The 19,619-nt window shown below is 41.8% G+C and carries 16 protein-coding genes; 13 read left to right on the forward strand and 3 right to left on the reverse strand.

Annotation, left to right across the window (positions count from 1 at the left end; genetic code table 11):
- On the reverse strand, positions 1-262 hold a 262-nt coding region (locus ACZLMD_RS09670; RefSeq protein WP_489495624.1), incomplete at its 3' end, for an HAD family hydrolase.
- A 344-nt stretch (positions 263-606) separates the two neighbouring features.
- On the opposite strand from ACZLMD_RS09670, the gene ACZLMD_RS09675 reads away from it, so the two are divergent.
- The 8 genes from ACZLMD_RS09675 to ACZLMD_RS09710 all read left to right on the forward strand — a co-directional run bounded on the left by ACZLMD_RS09675 (position 607) and on the right by ACZLMD_RS09710 (position 10,313).
- Positions 607-1,806 (forward strand): ATP-binding protein, encoded by a 1,200-nt coding sequence (locus tag ACZLMD_RS09675; protein WP_489495625.1) that lies wholly within the window; start codon positions 607-609, stop codon positions 1,804-1,806.
- A 169-nt stretch (positions 1,807-1,975) separates the two neighbouring features.
- Positions 1,976-2,356 carry a helix-turn-helix domain-containing protein gene (locus ACZLMD_RS09680; protein WP_455057820.1) on the forward strand — a complete coding sequence of 127 codons (381 nt, stop codon included), beginning with the start codon at positions 1,976-1,978 and terminating at the stop codon, positions 2,354-2,356.
- A 145-nt stretch (positions 2,357-2,501) separates the two neighbouring features.
- Positions 2,502-4,151, forward strand: a complete 1,650-nt coding sequence (locus tag ACZLMD_RS09685) for a hypothetical protein (RefSeq protein WP_489495626.1) — start codon at positions 2,502-2,504, stop codon at positions 4,149-4,151.
- Between the two features lie 241 nt (positions 4,152-4,392).
- Positions 4,393-5,448, forward strand: coding sequence for a DnaJ C-terminal domain-containing protein (locus tag ACZLMD_RS09690; protein ID WP_489495627.1), 1,056 nt, complete (start codon positions 4,393-4,395; stop codon positions 5,446-5,448).
- Positions 5,449-5,556: 108 nt separating this feature from the next.
- The gene (locus ACZLMD_RS09695) at positions 5,557-6,084 is read left to right on the forward strand and encodes a nitroreductase (RefSeq protein WP_489495628.1); all 528 of its coding nucleotides are present in this window, start codon (positions 5,557-5,559) and stop codon (positions 6,082-6,084) included.
- Positions 6,085-6,088: 4 nt separating this feature from the next.
- On the forward strand, positions 6,089-8,263 hold the full coding sequence (locus tag ACZLMD_RS09700) for a SulP family inorganic anion transporter (RefSeq protein ID WP_489495629.1): 2,175 nt from the start codon (positions 6,089-6,091) through the stop codon (positions 8,261-8,263).
- An 11-nt stretch (positions 8,264-8,274) separates the two neighbouring features.
- Complete coding sequence (locus ACZLMD_RS09705) at positions 8,275-8,994, forward strand: LytR/AlgR family response regulator transcription factor (protein WP_489495630.1); 720 nt, start codon at positions 8,275-8,277, stop codon at positions 8,992-8,994.
- 23 nt (positions 8,995-9,017) lie between these two features.
- Positions 9,018-10,313, forward strand: a complete 1,296-nt coding sequence (locus tag ACZLMD_RS09710; RefSeq protein ID WP_489495631.1) for a sensor histidine kinase — start codon at positions 9,018-9,020, stop codon at positions 10,311-10,313.
- Positions 10,314-10,736: 423 nt separating this feature from the next.
- Here ACZLMD_RS09710 and ACZLMD_RS09715 read toward each other — a convergent pair whose 3' ends face one another.
- The gene (locus tag ACZLMD_RS09715; RefSeq protein WP_489495632.1) at positions 10,737-12,413 is read right to left on the reverse strand and encodes a cellulase family glycosylhydrolase; all 1,677 of its coding nucleotides are present in this window, start codon (positions 12,411-12,413) and stop codon (positions 10,737-10,739) included.
- A gap of 243 nt (positions 12,414-12,656) precedes the next feature.
- Positions 12,657-13,688 carry a substrate-binding domain-containing protein gene (locus tag ACZLMD_RS09720; RefSeq protein ID WP_022305137.1) on the reverse strand — a complete coding sequence of 344 codons (1,032 nt, stop codon included), beginning with the start codon at positions 13,686-13,688 and terminating at the stop codon, positions 12,657-12,659.
- 242 nt (positions 13,689-13,930) lie between these two features.
- Here ACZLMD_RS09720 and ACZLMD_RS09725 point away from each other — a divergent pair, with 242 nt between their 5' ends.
- The 5 genes from ACZLMD_RS09725 to ACZLMD_RS09745 all read left to right on the forward strand — a co-directional run bounded on the left by ACZLMD_RS09725 (position 13,931) and on the right by ACZLMD_RS09745 (position 19,613).
- Positions 13,931-15,253, forward strand: coding sequence for an ABC transporter substrate-binding protein (locus ACZLMD_RS09725; protein WP_118559781.1), 1,323 nt, complete (start codon positions 13,931-13,933; stop codon positions 15,251-15,253).
- Positions 15,254-15,276: 23 nt separating this feature from the next.
- Entirely contained in the window at positions 15,277-16,155 is an 879-nt protein-coding gene (locus ACZLMD_RS09730) for a carbohydrate ABC transporter permease (protein WP_022305139.1), read from the forward strand.
- Positions 16,127-16,978, forward strand: coding sequence for a carbohydrate ABC transporter permease (locus tag ACZLMD_RS09735; protein WP_118559782.1), 852 nt, complete (start codon positions 16,127-16,129; stop codon positions 16,976-16,978). The genes ACZLMD_RS09730 and ACZLMD_RS09735 overlap by 29 nt, the downstream gene beginning before the upstream one ends.
- Before the next feature lie 3 nt (positions 16,979-16,981).
- Positions 16,982-18,079 carry an ABC transporter ATP-binding protein gene (locus ACZLMD_RS09740; protein WP_022305141.1) on the forward strand — a complete coding sequence of 366 codons (1,098 nt, stop codon included), beginning with the start codon at positions 16,982-16,984 and terminating at the stop codon, positions 18,077-18,079.
- A gap of 70 nt (positions 18,080-18,149) precedes the next feature.
- Positions 18,150-19,613, forward strand: coding sequence for a glycoside hydrolase family 32 protein (locus ACZLMD_RS09745; protein WP_489495633.1), 1,464 nt, complete (start codon positions 18,150-18,152; stop codon positions 19,611-19,613).
- Positions 19,614-19,619 lie beyond the last annotated feature (6 nt).

Genomic DNA, 19,619 nt, shown 5'->3' on the forward strand with positions numbered 1-19,619 from the left:
CGGAATCATCAAAATAATTAGCGATTAATATTTTTTCCGTAATATTATCAATCACAAATGCTCCATTATACACAATTAACGGAATTTTTGCATTTATTCCTGCGGTCACTTTTTTCGCTGTAACTAAAGAACGTGCCGTAGCATAGGAAAAAATCATCCCTTCTTTAACCAATGAATTGATTACTTGATTTGTGTATTTAGAGGTTACTTCGTTACTTCTCAATAATGTCCCATCTAAATCTGAAACATACAAATCACTCATGCATTATCCTCCGTCAACTTCATATTTTTCACTTCCCATTGTACCATGCACAATTCTCACATTCCACTTATATTTTTTGAAGATCCCGCATCCGTCCAATCCTGCATCTCACCTGTCAAAACTAAGCTGGCATATTCCATAGGGTTGTCAAGAGCCATATATAAATTTCATGGCTTTTTCGTCCTTTCGTTTTATTACAGATAAGCCGGTTGTTTTTAAGGTTAAAACCAAAAAACTATTTGTATATTTACTATTTTTTGGTATAATCTATAAGGGAAGAGATCATAGGAATGTTCTGTCGCCGTTTGAAGACGGCAGATTATATTAGGAAAGGTCTGGGTATTATGATTATAAGAAATGATTATATAAAAGCAGTAGAACCCTTTATAGATAAGCCGGTCGTAAAGATTTTGACAGGTGTTCGACGTTGTGGCAAATCAACCATTTTCCGGATGATCAAGGAAGAATTGATCCGCAGAGGAGTATCCGGAGAAAATATCATTGAGAAGCGGTATACGGAAATGGATATTCCGGAGGATATAACGGCACAGCAGATGTATCAGGAGTTGATCGCAGCAATAGGGGAGAAAGAGCACTGCTATCTGTTTCTGGATGAAATACAAGAGGTGCATAATTGGGAAAAGGCAGTGAACAGCATACTGGAGAATGGCAAAGCGGATATTTATGTGACCGGATCAAATTCAAAATTAATGTCCAGTGAAATTTCCACTTATTTAACGGGGCGTTTCGTTGAAATCCCTGTGTTTACATTATCTTTTAGAGAATATCTGGAATTTAAGAAAGAACGTGCGATGTCGCAGACGGAACTGTTGGAAGAATATATTCGATTCGGAGGCTTTCCGATCATTGCACTTGGTGAATATGAGGAAACATCAGCATATCAGATCGTGAATGGTATTTATCATACCGTCGTATCCCGTGACATTGTAAAAAGGCATCAGATCAAAAAACAGGAATTATTTGATCGTGTTGTGAAATATATTATTGAAAATACAGGAAAAACTTTTTCAGCCAATTCAATTTCGAATTTTTTGAAAAATGAGCATAGAAGTGTTTCCGTAGAAAGTGTTTATAATTATTTACGCTGGCTTCAACAGGCATTTATTATTTTTCCCTGTGCACGTTATGATCTTCAGGGAAAAAGTGTCTTAAAGACGCAGGAAAAGTATTACCTCGCAGACATTTCCCTGCGTTATGCTTTACTTGGTTATAACAGAAAAATGCTGGACAGTACAATGGAAAATATCGTTTTTCTGGAACTAAAACGGCGTGGATATGATGTATTTATAGGAAAAAATGGAACGAAAGAAATAGATTTTATGGCAGAGCGCAGGGATGAAAAGATATATGTACAGGTATGCGTACAGCTTCCGGTAAATTCAGACCGCGAAATAGCAAATCTTATGGAGATCAGAGATCATTATCCCAAATATGTCGTTACGTTAAACACCATGGATACAGGAAACGAGAACGGCATTCGCATCGTTCATCTGGCGGATTTCTTGTTGATGGATAAATTTTAATACTTATCAGTCAATGCACTTGATTGATAAGAGCTGAAACGTTATCTTTGACAGTTTGAAATCAAAAATTGGTTGAAATTCTAGGAATATAATACTTACGATAAAAAATCACGAACTGCTATTGGAAAAATAGGTTGTTGCTTGCATAATGAGCTGGAAAGGAAAGAGCATGAAATACTACAGACCGGAATATGATTTGAAGGTGATCGGGCGAAATCTGAAAAGACTGCGGATGGTCAAAGGATTGTCAGTGGAAGAGGTGAGAGAATATCTGCGGCTTGGTACACCGCAGGCTGTTTACAAATATGAAAGCGGCAAGGGATATCCTCCGGCTGATACAATGTTTGCATTAATGGAATTATATGGGGCAGATATGTATGACATTATAGATGAATATGTGGGAACGGTCGAAGTTGAGATTAAGGAAGGAAGCGAGGCAGGTGATTTCAAGCTTGAAACTGTGACTTTCATGAAAGTGTGTCGGAGGGATCGTCTCAAATATATGAAAAAGTACGCAGAAATGTTGGAAAAATATTATAAGGCAGGATAGAATAATACGAGAATTTGTGATATGCCGTATGTAATCACAGATTCTTTTTTGTACACTCCTATGACAGAGAATTAAACTATGCGTTGAATGACAAAAATGGTGTGCTCATTTAAAATAAAGTTATTAAATTTATGGAGGTTCAGAAATGGGCATTTTTATTCATTTAAATATATCGAAATCAGTAACGAAAAAGGAATGGGAAAAGGTATATAATGAAACGCTTTTTTTGATTGACAAGCTTCCTTTGGCAGAAAAAATCACAAAAAATATTCATGGCATTGATACTATTTGTCTTGTTCGAACGAAGGAACGCACGGAAAAATATGGCTGGATTAGAGAAGAGACTCGGACAGGCTGGTTTGCAGATGGCGATTACAATTGGATGAATACTGCAGAGGATTACTTTCTTTCGCGTGATTTAGTAAAGGAGGATGAAATTGATCCTAGGGCCGGAGATGCCATTTTATGTTATCTTGCGGCACATTGTCTTGGTTACAGATGGAAGGATGATATCTGTAGTCATACTTATGGAATATGGGGAGGTAAGACACAGGGAGAGGTATATCATATGTATTTGCTGGCGATTGCCTGCCTTATTGAAGCGAGGCTGGGGGAGAAGGCTTTCGTATATGGAGATATCACCAGAGGACAGTGCAGGAAAGCTGTAGAGATTGCCAATAAGTATCTTGAGAATCCAATCGAAATGCCGGATAGGTGCTATATGGACAGATTATTTGATAGAATTTCTAAGTTGCCTCTTTCTTTAGAGGAAAAGTACAGATTATTTGACAGTGCATATCTTGGCAGCAAGGATGGAGAATATGGAGATTTCGTGCGAAAAGTGTTTTCGGAAGGTACTATAAGTACATGCTGGAAAAAGAAACTTACTGAATATGAAATCGGTACCTCTGGATTTAGCAGTTTTTTCCGCGAATACATGACACAGGGATTTGGATTGGAAGAACTTTGTGGTTATGTCAAACTGCAGGATAAAGATGGTCAGGATATCCACAGGAAGTTTGTGATGCGTATTATGGATGCAAAAATGCACATAAGAGAAAAAAACTGTGAGGATCCACTTTCTATTGATCCGGAGGCAGCGGGAACATATAGTATCTGGACATTGTTTGCGCAGTTTGGATTTGCCGGAGCCAGAAATAAAAAGATTGATCGCTATATTCCGATTGATGAAATACGAAAGGCGTTGAGGGCAGGCATGAGTCAGTATGTTGATATAGACCAGATTATAGATGAGTATCTTGAAAAGGAAGCGCAGCAGATAGAAATTAATCTGGAAGAAGCAAAAAAGTCGGAGGAGTCATTCGAGCAGGCAGTAGAGCAGGACGCATCTGAAGTATTCAACCAGATTATGGACAAAAAACGGGAGGAATTTGAGAAAGATCAGGAAAAGTATGATATTGGCGAAGCGGAAAAACTGAAGTTTTTTGAGAAGGATGATACCATAAGAACAGGGTTGGCAGAAGCTCTGGGAAAATCACGAAAGTTTTTGGATTCCATTTTGGAGGAAAAAGAGTATAAAGAATGGAAAGAAAAATCTGCTCATGAGAAATGCGAATGGCTGGTTGAAAGTAATAAATATATCTTAATCCGGGATAAGGATTGGGAGAAAATCTTTACAGATATTGAAAACAATGGGGATAGCTTTGGCAGATATTATTCTATTATGCGTGTGAAGATGGATAGTGATAGTCTGGTCGATATGTGTTCCGCATTGATGATCAATGATGATCTGTACGATTATAGTAAAACACTTGCGGAACAGTTAGAAGAGTAAAATTCTGTGTGGATTATTAGCCAATAGACTTGACGAGTGCTAAAATAAGTGGTATAACATAATCGAAAGTAAAAATGCAATACAGCAGGGTTGATATATTGGATGGTTTATCACCCTATTAACAGCCTTGGAGGGATGCGAACCGGTTCGTATGCCTCTTTTCTGTATATTTTCAAAGCTTCCGTTTTCCCGGTAGTAAGTGCCGGGAAAATGGACAGTTTCATTTTATTCGGAGGTGAGGATGATGAAGAAACGAGATTATTATGATGTCCTTGGTATCCGGAAAGGAGCGGATGAGAAGGAAATCAAAAAAGCATACCGTAAGCTTGCCAAGAAGTATCATCCGGACGTAAATCCGGGGGATAAGGAAGCAGAGAAGAATTTTAAAGAAGTAACCGAAGCATATAATGTACTTAGTGATGCAGAAAAGAAAAAGCTCTATGATCAATATGGTTTTGCAGCGTTTGAAGAAGGAGGAGGAACAGGTTCTACAGGAAACGGACATTTTTATCAGAGTTATGGCGGTCCTGATTTTGGGACAGGTGGCTACCGGGAATATCATTTTAAGGGTGGCGATATGGATGATATCTTTGATGATATTTTTGGTGGTATGTTTCATGGAAGATCCCATGAAGAGAGCTCTCGCGGGCAGAGCCATTATGGTTTTGGCAGTGGTTTCCGTCAAGGCACAGGAAATGGCTTTGGAGGATTTGGACAGGGTACCGGAACGGCGAAAGGAGAAGATCTGGAGGCACAGACAGACATTACCTTTGAAGAGGCGGCCTTTGGCTGTGACAAAACAATCCATCTGGTTTCGCAGGACGGTTCCGGACAGAGAACATCCCTGCAGGTACACATTCCTGCCGGGGTAAACGATGGAATGCGTGTACGTCTTCGTGGCAAGGGACAGCCGGGATATGGAGGTGGTCCGGCCGGCGATCTGTTTTTAAAGGTGCATGTACAGCCTAAGCCGGGATTTGACAGAAAGGGAATGGATATATATACTCAGATTGAGGTCCCTTTTACAACGGTAGTTTTTGGCGGCGAGGCACCGGTAGATACGCTAAGTGGCAGAGTCATGTGCCGCATTCCGGAGGGGACGCAGGCAGGTAGCAAGATCCGGCTTCGTGGAAAAGGCATTGTGTCCATGAAGGATTCTTCCGTTCATGGAGATGAGTATGTGACAGTACAGGTAAAGGTGCCAAAGAATCTGAATCCGCAGGCAAAGCAGAAGCTCCGGGAATTCCAGCAGATATGTGATGGAGAATGTCATAGCCGGAGAGGCAGTGCTGCCTGAGAGAAGATCATTGAAGAAATCAGTGGGCGGGTGTATTGCTGTCTGTGACAGAAAATAGAAATTAAAAAGGTAGAAAACTATAAAAATAAGAAAGAGAGGACATTTCATATGAGTGAAACAATGAAAACAATCCGTACCAGAAGAAGTATTCGCAAATTTCAGGAGAAAATGCCGGAGAGAGAACTGATTGACCGTGTGATCGAAGCCGGAACATATGCAGCCACAGGAATGGGCAGGCAGTCACCGATCATTGTAGCGGTATTAAATAAAGAGGTGAGAGATAAGCTTTCTCATATGAATGCGGAGATTATGGGAGCGGCGGAGGGAACCGATCCTTTTTATGGTGCGCCGGTTGTACTGATCGTACTGGCAGATAAGGCAATGCCAACCCATGTGTATGATGGTAGTCTTGTTATGGGAAATCTGATGCTGGCAGCTAAAGATGCAGGGCTTGGAAGCTGCTGGATTCACCGTGCGAAGGAGGAGTTTGAAAGTGAAGAAGGAAAAGCGCTTTTAAAATCTCTGGGAATTACGGGAGATTACGAGGGCATAGGCCATTGTGTTCTTGGATATGTGGACGGCGATGAGCCGGAGGCAGCACCACGCAAGGACGATTATGTATATTATGTGGAGTAAAACGATGAACATGAAGATTTTCCAGACACTGAAAAATTATAAATTAAATTATCTGCCAAAGGATATTCTGGCAGGTATTATCATAGCGGCAGTATCAATCCCAATATCCATGGGATATGCGGAGGTCGCAGGACTTCCGCCTGTCTATGGACTGTATGGGTCTGTACTGCCTATTTTAATTTTTGCTATGTTTACCACGTCACCTCAGTTTATCTTCGGAGTAGATGCGGCACCGGCAGCGATCATTGGTGCGGCGGCTACGGGACTGGGCTTGCAGGCACAGTCTCCTGAAGCCATGGCATTTATTCCAATGACAGCATTTTTTGCCGGAGTTTGGCTTATGATCTTTTTCTTATTAAAAGCAGGAAAGATGGTAGACTACATATCTACTCCGGTTATGGGAGGTTTTATCAGCGGAATTGCGGTAACGATCATATTAATGCAGATTCCCAAAATACTGGGAGGCAGCTCCGGGACGGGAGAGCTGCCGGAGCTGATCGTTTCCATTATAGAAGCGGCATCGCATATCAATCCGGTTTCTGTTGCACTGGGGATTTGCTCTCTGGCAGTGATCGTTGTGGCAAGGAAGCTGGCACCAAAGTTTCCTATGGTGATCGTGGTTATGGCGGCGGGGGTATTGTTGACCATTTTTGGTCATATTGATCAGTATGGGGTAAAGCTGTTATCTGCTGTGGAACCGGGACTGCCACATTTTCAGTGTCCGCAATTTCGGTCAGTAGATCTGTCTCAGGCAGCAGGACGCGGACTGATGGTTGCCGTTGTGATCATGGCGGAGACACTGTTATCGGAGAATAATTTTGCATTTCGAAACGGATATAAGATCAGAGATAATCAGGAAATACTGGCATGTGCGGTGGGAAATATTGCATCGGCAGTTGTTGGATGCTGTCCGGTCAATGGAAGTATTTCCAGAACGTCCATGAATGACCAGTATGGCGGCAGAACACAGATGGTTTCCGTTGTGGCAGGTTTTACTATGATATTACTGCTGTTGTTTGGTACGGGATTTATTGGATATCTTCCGGTGCCGGTTCTCACGGCCATTGTGATATCTGCTCTTATGAAGGTGGTAGAATTTGATCTGGCAGAAAGGTTGTTCCGCGTCAGCCGGAACGAATTTTACATTTTTATGGCTGCCTTTTTTGGTGTCCTTTTACTGGGGACGATTTATGGAGTGATCATAGGAATTATTCTTTCCTTTATCGCAGTGGTCTTGAAAGCGACGAATCCCCCAAGGGCTTTTCTGGGAGTTATTCCGGGAAGAGAGGGCTTTTATGATTGCAGTAAGAACCGTTATGCCCATGAAATTGAGCATGTGATGATCTACCGTTTTAGTGAGAGTCTTTTCTTTGCCAATGTAAAGACTTTTCAGGAGGATATTGAGAACAGCATAAAAGAGGATACAAAAGTTGTCATTGTGGATGCCGGAGCTATGACAAGTATTGATATTACTGCGGCAGACAGGCTGGAAATGATGTGTGACCGTTTTGAAAAACAGGGGATACATTTTTATATGACAGAGCATATGGCATCAGTGAATGAGCAGATGAGACAGCTTGGGATCGGACATCTGATTGAAAAAGGAAATGTACGCCGGACCATTACGGCAGCACTTCATGACAGCGGATACATGGAGCCATATGTTCTCAAAGAATATACTGTCCGTAAAAACGGACATATGCTTAATATTCCCGCGGAAACAGAAAATACGCTGGAGGAGTTTACCTGGGCTTTTGGTGACGAGACAGTGGATCAGATTGAAAAGCGTGTACATCAGGTGTTGGAGAGCATTCACAGTATGCCGGACTGGGAAGAGATTGCGGAGCAGGGAATCGAGAGCAGTCTGAAATACTGGCATGGTCTTGGAGCCATTGATGAGGATGAGTTTTTACGACGTATGGAGATTCATATGGATGAACTGCCGGAAAAACTGGCGGATCAGGATCACCGCAGGATTATTCTCGGCTTGCTGGAAAAACGGCGTCATCATATCCGGGAGCAGATTGGCAGAGAACATCCGGAGGTATTGGAAAAGCTTCAGAGACGCCGGGAAAAGCTGGAACAGCGGCTGGAAAAACAAAATCCGGAGGGAGCCCGCAGATTGCGCCAGTGGGAGCGTGAGCTTCGCTGGAAAAAAGAAGAAAATGAAACGATATAAAGGGGGGTTGTATGAGCTTGGATTTTAAAATCGCAGTGTGTGACGATGAGGCCTATTTTCAGGACAGAATAAAAGAACTATTGCAGAAATATTTCAAAGAGAATGGACGTTCTGTTTCAATCGACCTGTATGATAGTGGTTCTTCCTTTTGCAGTGATCCGGATAATTTTAAAGCGTATGATGTCGTATTTCTGGACATTGAAATGAGAGAAATGAACGGGATGGAGACGGCATATGCCATTCGGGAGCAGAATGAAAATGTTGATATTGTTTTTATTACGGTCATGCTGGATTATGCTGCGGAGGGATATCGTGTAGATGCAGTGCGTTATATTATCAAAGATGATATGGAACAGCTTCTTCCGGAATGCATGGATGCCATTTTGCGGAAAAGAAGAAAGAATAGGGTAGAGATGGAGTTTCCCTTTGTTGGAGGGAAGAGACAGGTTTTATTGGAGGATATCATATACATAGAAAGCCGTTCTCATCAGTTGTGGTTTGAGAGAAAAGGGACACAGATGTATATGTACGGACAGATCAATGATCTTCAGAAGAAGCTGGCAGATTTTTCATTTATTCGGCCACATCAGAGTTTTCTGGTCAACTTAAAATATATAGATCGGATCCGGAATTATACGATCTATATGACAAATGGAATGGAAATTCCGGTGACGAAACCGCGATATGTGGAAGTCAAAGAAAAGTTTTTTGATTATAAAGAGAAAATGTAGATATTATGTAAGGAAACAAAGTTATGTTGGAAGAAGTGTTAAAAGGTGTCAGCATTGTGTTATATGAAGCACTCTGCTGTAAGATTTTTTTTGATATTTTTTTGAAAAGAAAATATGCCTCTCTGCAGGCAGATATTATTTCTGTGGCACTGCTGACAGGATTATTTTTGCTTTGTGCTGTCAGTACACAGTTTGGAGGCTATTATATTTATCGGATGATGGCAGCGGTTGCCAGTATTTTATTGTTTTCTTTTATATTTTATTCAGGGAAATGGCTTCCAAGGATATTTCTTGCAATTCTGTTTTATGCACTTTTGATCTGCGTGGATTATCTTGGGCTGATCTTTGTGGACCGTCTGCTTGACCCTGGTGTTTTAGCCAATAATTTTATACAGGTGCTTTTGGTGCTGTTATGTAAAACGGTTTTATTTATTTTTGTGCTTATACTGGATTATTTGTGGAAAAGAAATCATGAGATCTGCATGAAAAGCTCCGAATGGATCCTGATGATCAGTTTTCCGGTTTTGACGGTCGTGGTCATCATGGTTATGATGTTTTCTTTTCGGGAGAATAACAGTGCAGCCGGATATGTGACTGTAGCACTCTGCATGGCGGTCATGAATATTATTCTGTTTGCTCTGCTTAAATATGTTTCCCAAAGAGAATATGAATACACCCAGCTGCAGCTGTTACAGGAAAAAAATAAAGAGAAAATGCAGTCGTATTACGGTGGCCGTGAGGATTATAATCAGAAAAAGAGAATGCTTCATGATTACAATAATCAGGTGCAGTGTATACGAGGACTTCTGCAACAGAAAAAGTATAAAGAAGCAGAAAATTATGCCGGAAAATTGACACAGACCCTGTTGGATGGAAGCGAAGTGGTGGACGTCAACAATTCCGTTATCAATGTGGTACTGAATCAGAAATACAGGCTGGCAAAGAGTAAAGGCATCACAGTATCGTTTCAGATCAATGATCTGTCGGGAGCGTGGATGGAAGAACAGGATATGGTCATTTTGTTAGCGAACCTTTTAGATAATGCTATTGAAGCATGTGAGAACAGAAAAGATGATCCGGTAATACGATTAAAGCTTCTTCGGGAGAATTCCCAGATTTTATTATCTGTACAAAATCCTGTGGAGAGCACTCAGGACATGATCCATGATCAGCTGAGTACCAGTAAAGCAGACAAAGCGAACCATGGCATTGGATTAAAGAATGTTCAGATGGTGTTGGAAAAGTATGACGGGATGAGCCGGATACATAGTGAAGATGGCTGGTTTTATTTTACGGCAATGATCCCGGATGAAAAATAATAGTCAAATTTTGCTGCTTTTAGTCAAATATTGTCATTTGTATTGATTTCTTTTTCATGATTGTGTAAAAAAGTAATTGGATGAAACAGGACAACGGCAGCATTTTTTGTTAAATATCTGATTCAAAAGAAAGTCTTGGCGAAAAGAGGAACGTGAAAATTCTGGCTATGTGTTAATTCTGTATACGGAAAAATGATTGCATGTGTTCTATTGATCGCGATCGTATTTTTGGTGGGAAAAACCATTGCTCCTTATCTTTGCTGTCAGTTTTATGATGCTGAGGCTGATGATGGGCGGGGATCATGTGGGAAGTTTTATCGAATGTTCGGCTAAGAGTGTTTTTTCTGAACAAGAAAGGGTTGTGCCTGAACATTTTCATCTGTTTAGGCAACAACCCTGTTGATTGTGAGCTATTTGATAAATTTACTGTGCGATCAAATTCCATTTCTGACAGTTATGTCCGTTGTAAACCCATTGCTGTACATTGCCGTTATTGCTGCGGTTTGCATTAGCAATCTCGACAACACTCTTACAGCCGGAAGACTTTGTATAAATGCTGTAGCTTCCGTCAGAATTTTTTACAAGCTTGTAAAGCTGGGCACTGCAGTTGGTATTTTTGTAAATTCCGATGTTTGTCCCGTTTGCACTGCTGTTGCATGAAACGTCCAGAAGGAATGTCCTGCCGTCTCCCAGACAGGAGTAAATATAGTAATATCCTTTTCCGTCAGGAACAAATTTCCAGGTATTATTTGCTTTTGCTTTGGAAGCAGAGTACTGGATGACATTTGTACCGTTTACCGCTTTCGCACCGCAGACATCCATATACAGACCACTGTTTACGTTTTTCAGCATATATGTTTTGCCGGTATCAATACTGCTTGTGGAACCGGAGGTATTGCCTGAGGACGGATACACGGCAGTGATGGCATTGATGATCTTTGGCTGTGTGACTGCACCGGTATTGCGGTTAAATAAACCGAAACCATATGTGCCTGTTGCACCGTTATCCCACCAGATTGGAATACAGCCGTATTTCTTTGCGTAAGTGCAGACTTTGGAAGCAAATTCTGCACGACATGCCGTGTTGTTTGAATCGAAAGCAGATTTATCAATGGCACCGTATTCTCCGATCACGACCGGATATCCCTGGCTGCAGAATTTGTTATACAGACTGTTAAACTGGGATTTCAGATAAGACTCATCGCCCCAGGAATCAACCTTTGAGCTGTTGTTTGCCTTGCTTCCCCATTGGGTTGCCGTGGTACTTTCTTCTCCGCAGAAGCCCCAAGGATCATAATAATGAACAGAGATCATGATGCGCTTTCCGCCGGCAGTGCAGTTGTTGTCGGTAGGAACCCGGAAACCATAATCGCCTACGGTGTAGTTGATGTTAGTGTTCCAGCCTGGGAGCATTAACCAGCGCTTCGCATTGTTTCCGCCGGAAGTGCGTACGGTATCTACAAAGATCTGATTGAGCTGATTGATATTTTCATAATATGTTCTGTTTGGAGTTCCGTAAGTGCCATCAAATTCTTCATTCATGGATTCGAAGATCAGGTGCTGGTCATATGAGCGGAAACGTGTGGCGATCTGTTTCCAGCATGCTTTGTATTTGGCACGGATCGCAGTCTGGTTGGAACCGTCACAGAAAAGCCAGCCGCCATCGACAGAGTGATAGCCATCGCCGTGCATGTTAATAATGACATACAGGTCATTAGCAATACACATATCAACTACCTGCTGTACCCTGTTTAACCACGATGAATCGATGGTGTAACTTGAGTTGCTGCTGATCTTGCCCAAATAGGAAACCGGAATACGGATGGAACGAAAACCGGCATTTTTGACTGCCTTGATCAGATTGGCGTTGATCGTAGGATTACCCCAGCTTGTTTCATTTGGCGTTCCGTTTAGGGATGCTTCCAGCTGATTTCCAAGGTTCCAGCCGGCTCCCATTGCAGATGCGATCTGGCTCTGGTTCAGATTAACAAAGCTCGCAGCTTTTGCAGTTTTTGGAGCAGAAAAACCATGAAAACCATTGAGCGTGGACAGTGTTACAGCTGCCGCCATTACGACAGCAAAGATTTTTTTCAATCTCATAAACCCTCCTTTGAAAAAGCTCTGCCTTTTCGAAATATTTTTTGTTTTGCTCACCCTGGAATAAATGTTAGCATGGTTTGTACAAAATAACCATATATAAAACGATTCATAAGATAAAATCGGCAAAAATGACAAAAATATTGCAACTTAAATGATTTACTATAACATTTAAGTCGGATAAATTGCACAAATTTGGAAACGTAGTATGTACAACTTTGCTGGTTGGGAGAGGTTTTGGGACTCTTACGTTGTTGTATCTCGTCTCACCAAAACCGGTGTGATCATTTTGTGAATGATCTCGGTCTGAGGAACCGGTCGACGCTTTTTCATTTCATTCATCTGGGAAACCAGCAGCTTCATGGCTTCATGTGCAATCTTGTCGATCTGCTGTCCTACAGTGCTGATCGGGATAATTGCCTCGGAGGCAATTGGGGAATCATCATACCCGATGATCCGGAAGTCATCCGGAAGAGTGCCATAATCTCTCATCAGCAGATTCAGAAAAATATTGGCATGGGTGTCATTGGCAAGAAAGATTCCTTTTCGTTTATCCGGATATTTGTCTTTGATCAGATTGTAGACCTCACTAATGTGCTGCTGTGTTTCCGGATAACTGTTGCCGAGATCTGTAAGGATAATTTTGTGTCGGATATTGAACTGCTGGCAGGTATCGCGAAAACCCTGGATACGGCCGTAAGAAGGGACGGACGGAGAAACATCAGAATTGATGTGGATCAGGATGTCACAGTTGTTTTTGACAAGGAGACTGGCAGCCTGCACGGCTCCCATATAGTTGTCAGTATTGATACTGTTTACATATTCATCCTCCCGTTCGATGGTGACGACAGGAATGTGATAAGAAGCCAATTCCTGCGACGGGATTGTGTGGCTTAACACAATGAGTCCCTCAATCTTGTAAGCAAGCAGCTCCTGAAGGTATTTTCGTTCTGTTTCCTCGGAGCCGTTGCTGGTAAACACCAGAAATTTATATCCAAAAGTTTCATAAGTAGATAAGATCTGGTTTAACATTTCTGAGTAATAATGAAGGAATAAATTGGGTAACAGAATGCCGACAAATTCGCTTTTGCCATTTGCCAGCACTTTTGCGAGCTTGTTCTCATGATAATCCAGATCGACCAGTGCCTGTGCGATGATCTCCTGGTTTTTTAATGTAAGGGAATCAGGATTATTGAAATATCTGGAGATGGTTGTTTTGGAAAAGTGAGTATATTTTGCAATGTCGTCAAAGGTGACTTTTTTCTTTTTATTATCCATGTTTTGTGCCTTTCTGCGTTGGGAGTGTATTTTCGTGCTGTAAATCTGTCCTTAGTATAGCAGAACAGAGGCGTGAATTCAATGAAAAAATAACCGGTAACGTAACCGGTTATAATAATTTAAAAAAATGGTTGACAAACGATATGCATCATAGTATTATTAAATCACAAAGTAACCGGTTACTTTACCGATTACACAAACGGAAACACTTATAGAGACACGACGAAAGAAAGGAGAACAGAATGAGAAAACGTGTGATAACGGCTCTGGCCATGAGCGTACTTGCACTCAGCCTGACCGGATGTCAGAAAAGTACGCCGAAGCCCGGAAGCATCGCCGGATATGATAAAGGAGAGCAGTATCTGTCCATATGGGTACACTCCATTGAGGATACCGATGAAGGCCGATGCTATCGGGAAGCAGTTGATGCATTTAACAAGAAGTATGATGGAACATATTTTGCGGATATTGAGTTTATTCCGCGAAATGACAGTGGCGGAGGATACTCTGATAAGATCAATGCATCCGTCATGTCGGGAGACCTTCCGGATGTGCTGACGGTAGACGGACCGAATATCGCAGCATATGCATCCAATGGGATTATTCAGCCTCTGGCAAAGCTGACGGAGAAAGAAAAATCCGTTTACCTGCAGTCTATTATCGATCAGGGAACTTACAAGGACAAGCTGTACGCTCTGGGAGCAATGGAGTCCAGTGTTGGTCTGTACTATAATAAGGACATACTGAAAGAGGCAGGAATCAGCATACCTGATGCAGATCATCCGTGGACTCAGTCCCAGTTTTTGGACATTCTTGCAAAGCTGAAACCGGTTATAGATAAAAAGAATGGATATGCCCTTGATATGACATTTCCGGTGGGGGAGGCAACCATCTATTATTATGCACCGTTTTTCTGGTCAAATGGCGGAAATATGGTGGACGAGACGGGACTTTCCGTGGATGGTGTCTTTGATTCGAAGGAAAATGTAAAAACAGTATCTTATTTTCAGTCGTTGCTGAAGAATAAGTATATGTCAAAGGTGCCGATCGATCATTTGTTTGAAAGCGGCAGGGCAGCATTTAAGATTGATGGTGCATGGGAGGTTAATACACTTTATACCAGCTATCCGGATGTGTCCTTTGGTGTGGCACCATATGTAGTCGGGGACTCCTGGAACGGAGAGAGATACGCTCCAACCGGTTCATGGGCTTTTGCAGCCTCTTCCAAGACAAAACATATCAAGGGAGCAACCGAATTAGTGAAATGGATGAGCGGTGTGGACAGCGGGAAGCGTTTATGGGAAAAGTCAAAATCATTTCCATCCACATATGAAGCGTATGAAACAATCGACGTATTTCAAAAAGACGAAAATTACAAAGCGCTATACTATCAATTAAGCAACTATGGTCATCCAAGGCCAAAGACTCCTGCATATCCACAGGTAAGTACATCATTTCAGCAGGTACTGGAAAATTGTGTTCTGAGTGGTTTTGATCCACAGGAGCAGCTGGATAAATCTGTAGAAAGGATTAACGCAAAGCTGAAGCGTTATACGTTAGAATGATGAAAAAAAGAAGAGAATCAATTATGGGAATGGCCTTTTTTGGCCCGGCACTTGTCTTATTGACATTGTTTTTGTTCCTGCCAATGATATTGACATTGGTATTTAGCTTTACAGACTTTTTTGCATTAAATCCAAGCCTGACGCATTTTACCGGGTTGGATAATTATTTTCAGGTATTCAAGGACGATGATTTCCGGCAGGCATTTACCAATACCGTGAAATTTGTGATCATAATTGTTCCGTTACAGGGACTGGGAGCGTTAGGACTGGCACTTCTGATCAATAAGGTGACGTATTGTAAGGCATATTTTAAGGTGGCATTTTTTATTCCGGTTGTTATGTCTCTGGCGGTTGTATCTACACTCTGGGTGCAGATCTACAGCCCGGAGGGAATTTTAAATTCCATTCTTGCACACATTGGAATCAACGCACAGCCGTTTATCAATAGTGCAGATCAGGCTCTGCCATCCATCGCTGTTATGAGTGCATGGCAGGGAGTCGGTTATCAGATGTTGATCTTCTTGGGCGGACTGCAGCAGATCAATCCGGCACTTTATGAGGCTGCTGAAATGGATCATGCCAGCAGTTGGCAGAAATTTAAAGATATCACATTGCCGGAGTTAAAGCCATTGTGTATTTTTGTACTGATCACGATCACGATCGGAGCGTTCCGTATGCTGGTACAGCCGATGGTTATGACGGGAGGAGGCCCATCTCATTCTACTTACACCATGGTTTATGACATTTATGAAACCGGCACGGTAAACTGGGAGATCGGACTGGCATCCACGATGGCGATCGTATTTGCATTTTTCGTAATGATCCTGACGGTGATCCAGACAATCCTCACCAAAGATAAGGAGGGAAAAAAACATGTTAACAAAAAAGCAAAAACGAATTAATATCATTCTTGTTATCATTATGATTATCGTGTCCTTGTTTTTTCTGTTTCCTGTAATATGGATGCTTGCTAATTCTTTTAAAACAGATGCAGCGATCACAAGAGATATGAATTCGCTGGCGGCGTTTATTCCTCCGGCGTTAAATGGTAGTTTTTTCGACAATTATATTACCATTCTGACCAACACGAGCTTTCTTCGTTATATGGCAAACACATTGCTTTATGCAGCGGTATTGATCGTGCTTGGAATCATTGTAAACGGGCTGGCAGGCTATGCACTGGCCAAGATCAATTTTCCGTTTAAGGAACGCTGGCTTCTTATCATTATGCTTTTGATGATCGTGCCGATGGAGACGATCATTACCATACATTTCCTGTTTATTGCAAAATTGGGACTTTTAAATAACATTATCGGGTATGTTCTTCCGATGATCGTAAATCCATTTAATATATTCCTGTTCCGGCAGGTGTTTGTCAGTCTTCCGGATGATGTTTACGAGGCGGCGCAGTTGGATTTTTGCAGTCCGGTGAAGTATTTCTTTACTATGGTGCTTCCAATGTCTAAGAGTGTTGTGGCAACAGTCAGTGTATTTACATTTTTAAATGTGTGGAACGATTATTTGTGGCCATCTCTTGTATTTACTTCAAGTGATCTTCTGACGGCACAGATCGGATTAAATGCGATCACGTCCAATGATAATACAACAATGGGTCAGACATTAGCTGTCATTACACTGGTAACGATACCGGTTATCATCATTTATGCGTTATTTTCAAAGCAGATTGTGGAAGGAGTTGTTTCCACAGGTTCAAAGGAGGGTTAAGTTATGAGTTTTATTGAATTAAAAAAAGTATGCAAGCAGTATCCGGGTACAGATAAAAAGGCAGTGACAGATTTTGATCTGGAGATCAATGAAAAAGAATTTATTGCATTTGTTGGACCATCCGGCTGTGGAAAATCTACGACACTGCGGATGATCGCGGGATTTGAAGAAATCACTTCCGGAGATTTGTATATTGATGGGAAGAGAATGAATGAGGTCGCACCAAGAGATCGAGGCATTTCTATGGTATTTCAGAATTATGCGTTATATCCTCATATGACGGTGGAGAAAAATATCGGCTATGGACTGAAAAATATGAAGGTACCGGCTGACGAGATCAAAAAAAAGGTAGACTGGGCAATTGATATTCTGGGACTGGAGGAATATAGAAACCGTAAACCGAAAAATCTGTCCGGAGGCCAGAGGCAGAGAGTTGCTCTTGGAAGAGCAATCGTAAAGGATCAGAAGGTATTTTTGATGGATGAGCCGCTGTCTAATCTGGATGCAAAGCTTCGTGTCAGCATGAGAAATGAGATCAGCAAGCTTCACCGCAGCCTTGGAAGTACTACAATCTACGTTACGCATGACCAGGTGGAAGCAATGACCATGGCAGACCGTATTGTGATCATGAAAGCGGGTGTTGTACAGCAGGTTGGTAAGCCAATGGAGCTGTACGAAAAACCGGTCAATAAATTTGTGGCGGGATTTATCGGCTCACCACAGATGAATTTCTATGATGTTTCCATTGAGGATGGACAGATTGTATTTTCAGATGGCAATCGGCTGACCATGAAGCAGGAAATGGCTGAGAAGTTAAAGAAGCATGGAACAAGAATGACACTTGGAATTCGCGGAGAGGACATTAAATTTGATCCACAAAATCTGGACATCTATAAAGAAAATAAGATGCAGGCAGTTGTTGATAATACAGAGATCATGGGAAATGAAAATAATATCTATTTTGAATTTGGAGGAGCAGTAACGATTGCCAGGGTTTCAAAATATGAGCTGTGCAAAGTGGGGGATAAGGTAGAATTTGTGTTTGTGCCGCATAGGATGCACTTTTTTGATATCGATACGGAAGAAGCGATCGAACTGTAGGTAAGGTATGAAACAATCGGATGTCTGTAGGGGTAGAACCGCAGACATCCGGAAAGGGACAGGTATAGATATGGATCAGTTGAAAAAAGCAAATGAATATGTTAAACAGAACCGCATTCCAAAAGAAGAGCTTCCGGTGTTCCATGTAACACCGCCATGCGGCTGGATGAACGATCCCAATGGCTTTTCGGTATATCAGGGAAAGACCCATTTGTTTTACCAGTTTCATCCCTACAGTACAGTGTGGGGACCGATGCACTGGGGACATTATGAAACAAAGGATTTCGTGAAATGGACGGAACTTCCGGCAGCATTGGCTCCGGATCAGGCGTATGATGAAGCAGGTTGTTTTTCCGGTTCAGGAATAGAGACAGAGAAAGGTCATCTTCTTGTATATACCGGTGTCATGGAAAAAGAGGAGGATGGGCAGAAATATACGTATCAGAATCAATGTATTGCTTTGGGGGATGGAAAGGCATATAATAAACTTGCGCAAAATCCGGTAGTGACCGGTGACATGCTTCCGAAGGGGTTTAGCAGAGAGCATTTCAGAGATCCGAAGATCTGGAAAGAAGATGACGGATATTATATGGTCGTTGGAAACAAAACAGACCAGGGAAAGCCGCAGGTTGTATTATTTCATTCGGAGAATGCTGTTGAGTGGGAGTATGTATCTGTACTGGCAGAGGATAAAAACGGAAATCTTGGAACTATGTGGGAATGCCCGGATTTCTTTGAATTGGACGGGGAATATATACTGCTTGCTTCTCCGCAGGATCTGTGTGCCGGTTCGGAGTTTCATAATGGAAATAATACAGTATATTATACCGGCAGTTACGACAGGGGACGGCATGTATTTGATTATTCGCATGTATACTCTCTGGATGATGGCCTCGACTTTTACGCATCACAGACCATGTTGTCTGCGGATGGACGGCGTATTTTGATTGGATGGATGCAGACCTGGGATGCCAATATTCGCCCGGCAGATCAGAAATGGGCATGTATGATGACTATTCCGAGAGAGCTTCGTCTTGATAACGGGCGGATATTGCAAAGTCCGGTCCGGGAGTTGGAAAAATACTACAGTAACTCGGTTCATTATGACCAGTGTACGATAAAAGGGACATGTCAGAAGGAAGGAATCCGGGGACGTGTGCTGGATATGATTGTAGAACTTTTGGAGGGCGATTATACTTCGTTTGACATCTGCTTTGCACAAAATGAAAAGCATTTTACGAAATTTACTTATGACCGTGCGGATAAAACTATAGAAATTGACAGGACATACTGTGGAATGATCCGTGATGTACTGGCACAGAGAAAAGTTCCGGTCAAAGTTTCGGGTGACGTTGTTAAGATTCGGATGATCCTGGATAAATATTCCGCAGAGATTTTTATAAATGATGGGGCACAGGTGATGAGTACGACATTCTATACTCCGTTGGATGCCGATCAGATCAGTTTTGTCTGTGATGGTTCTGTTACTGTCAATATTGATAAATATGATATATCTATCGGCGAAATGGCATGATGTATG

The sequence above is a fragment of the Jutongia sp. genome, assembly GCF_057878315.1.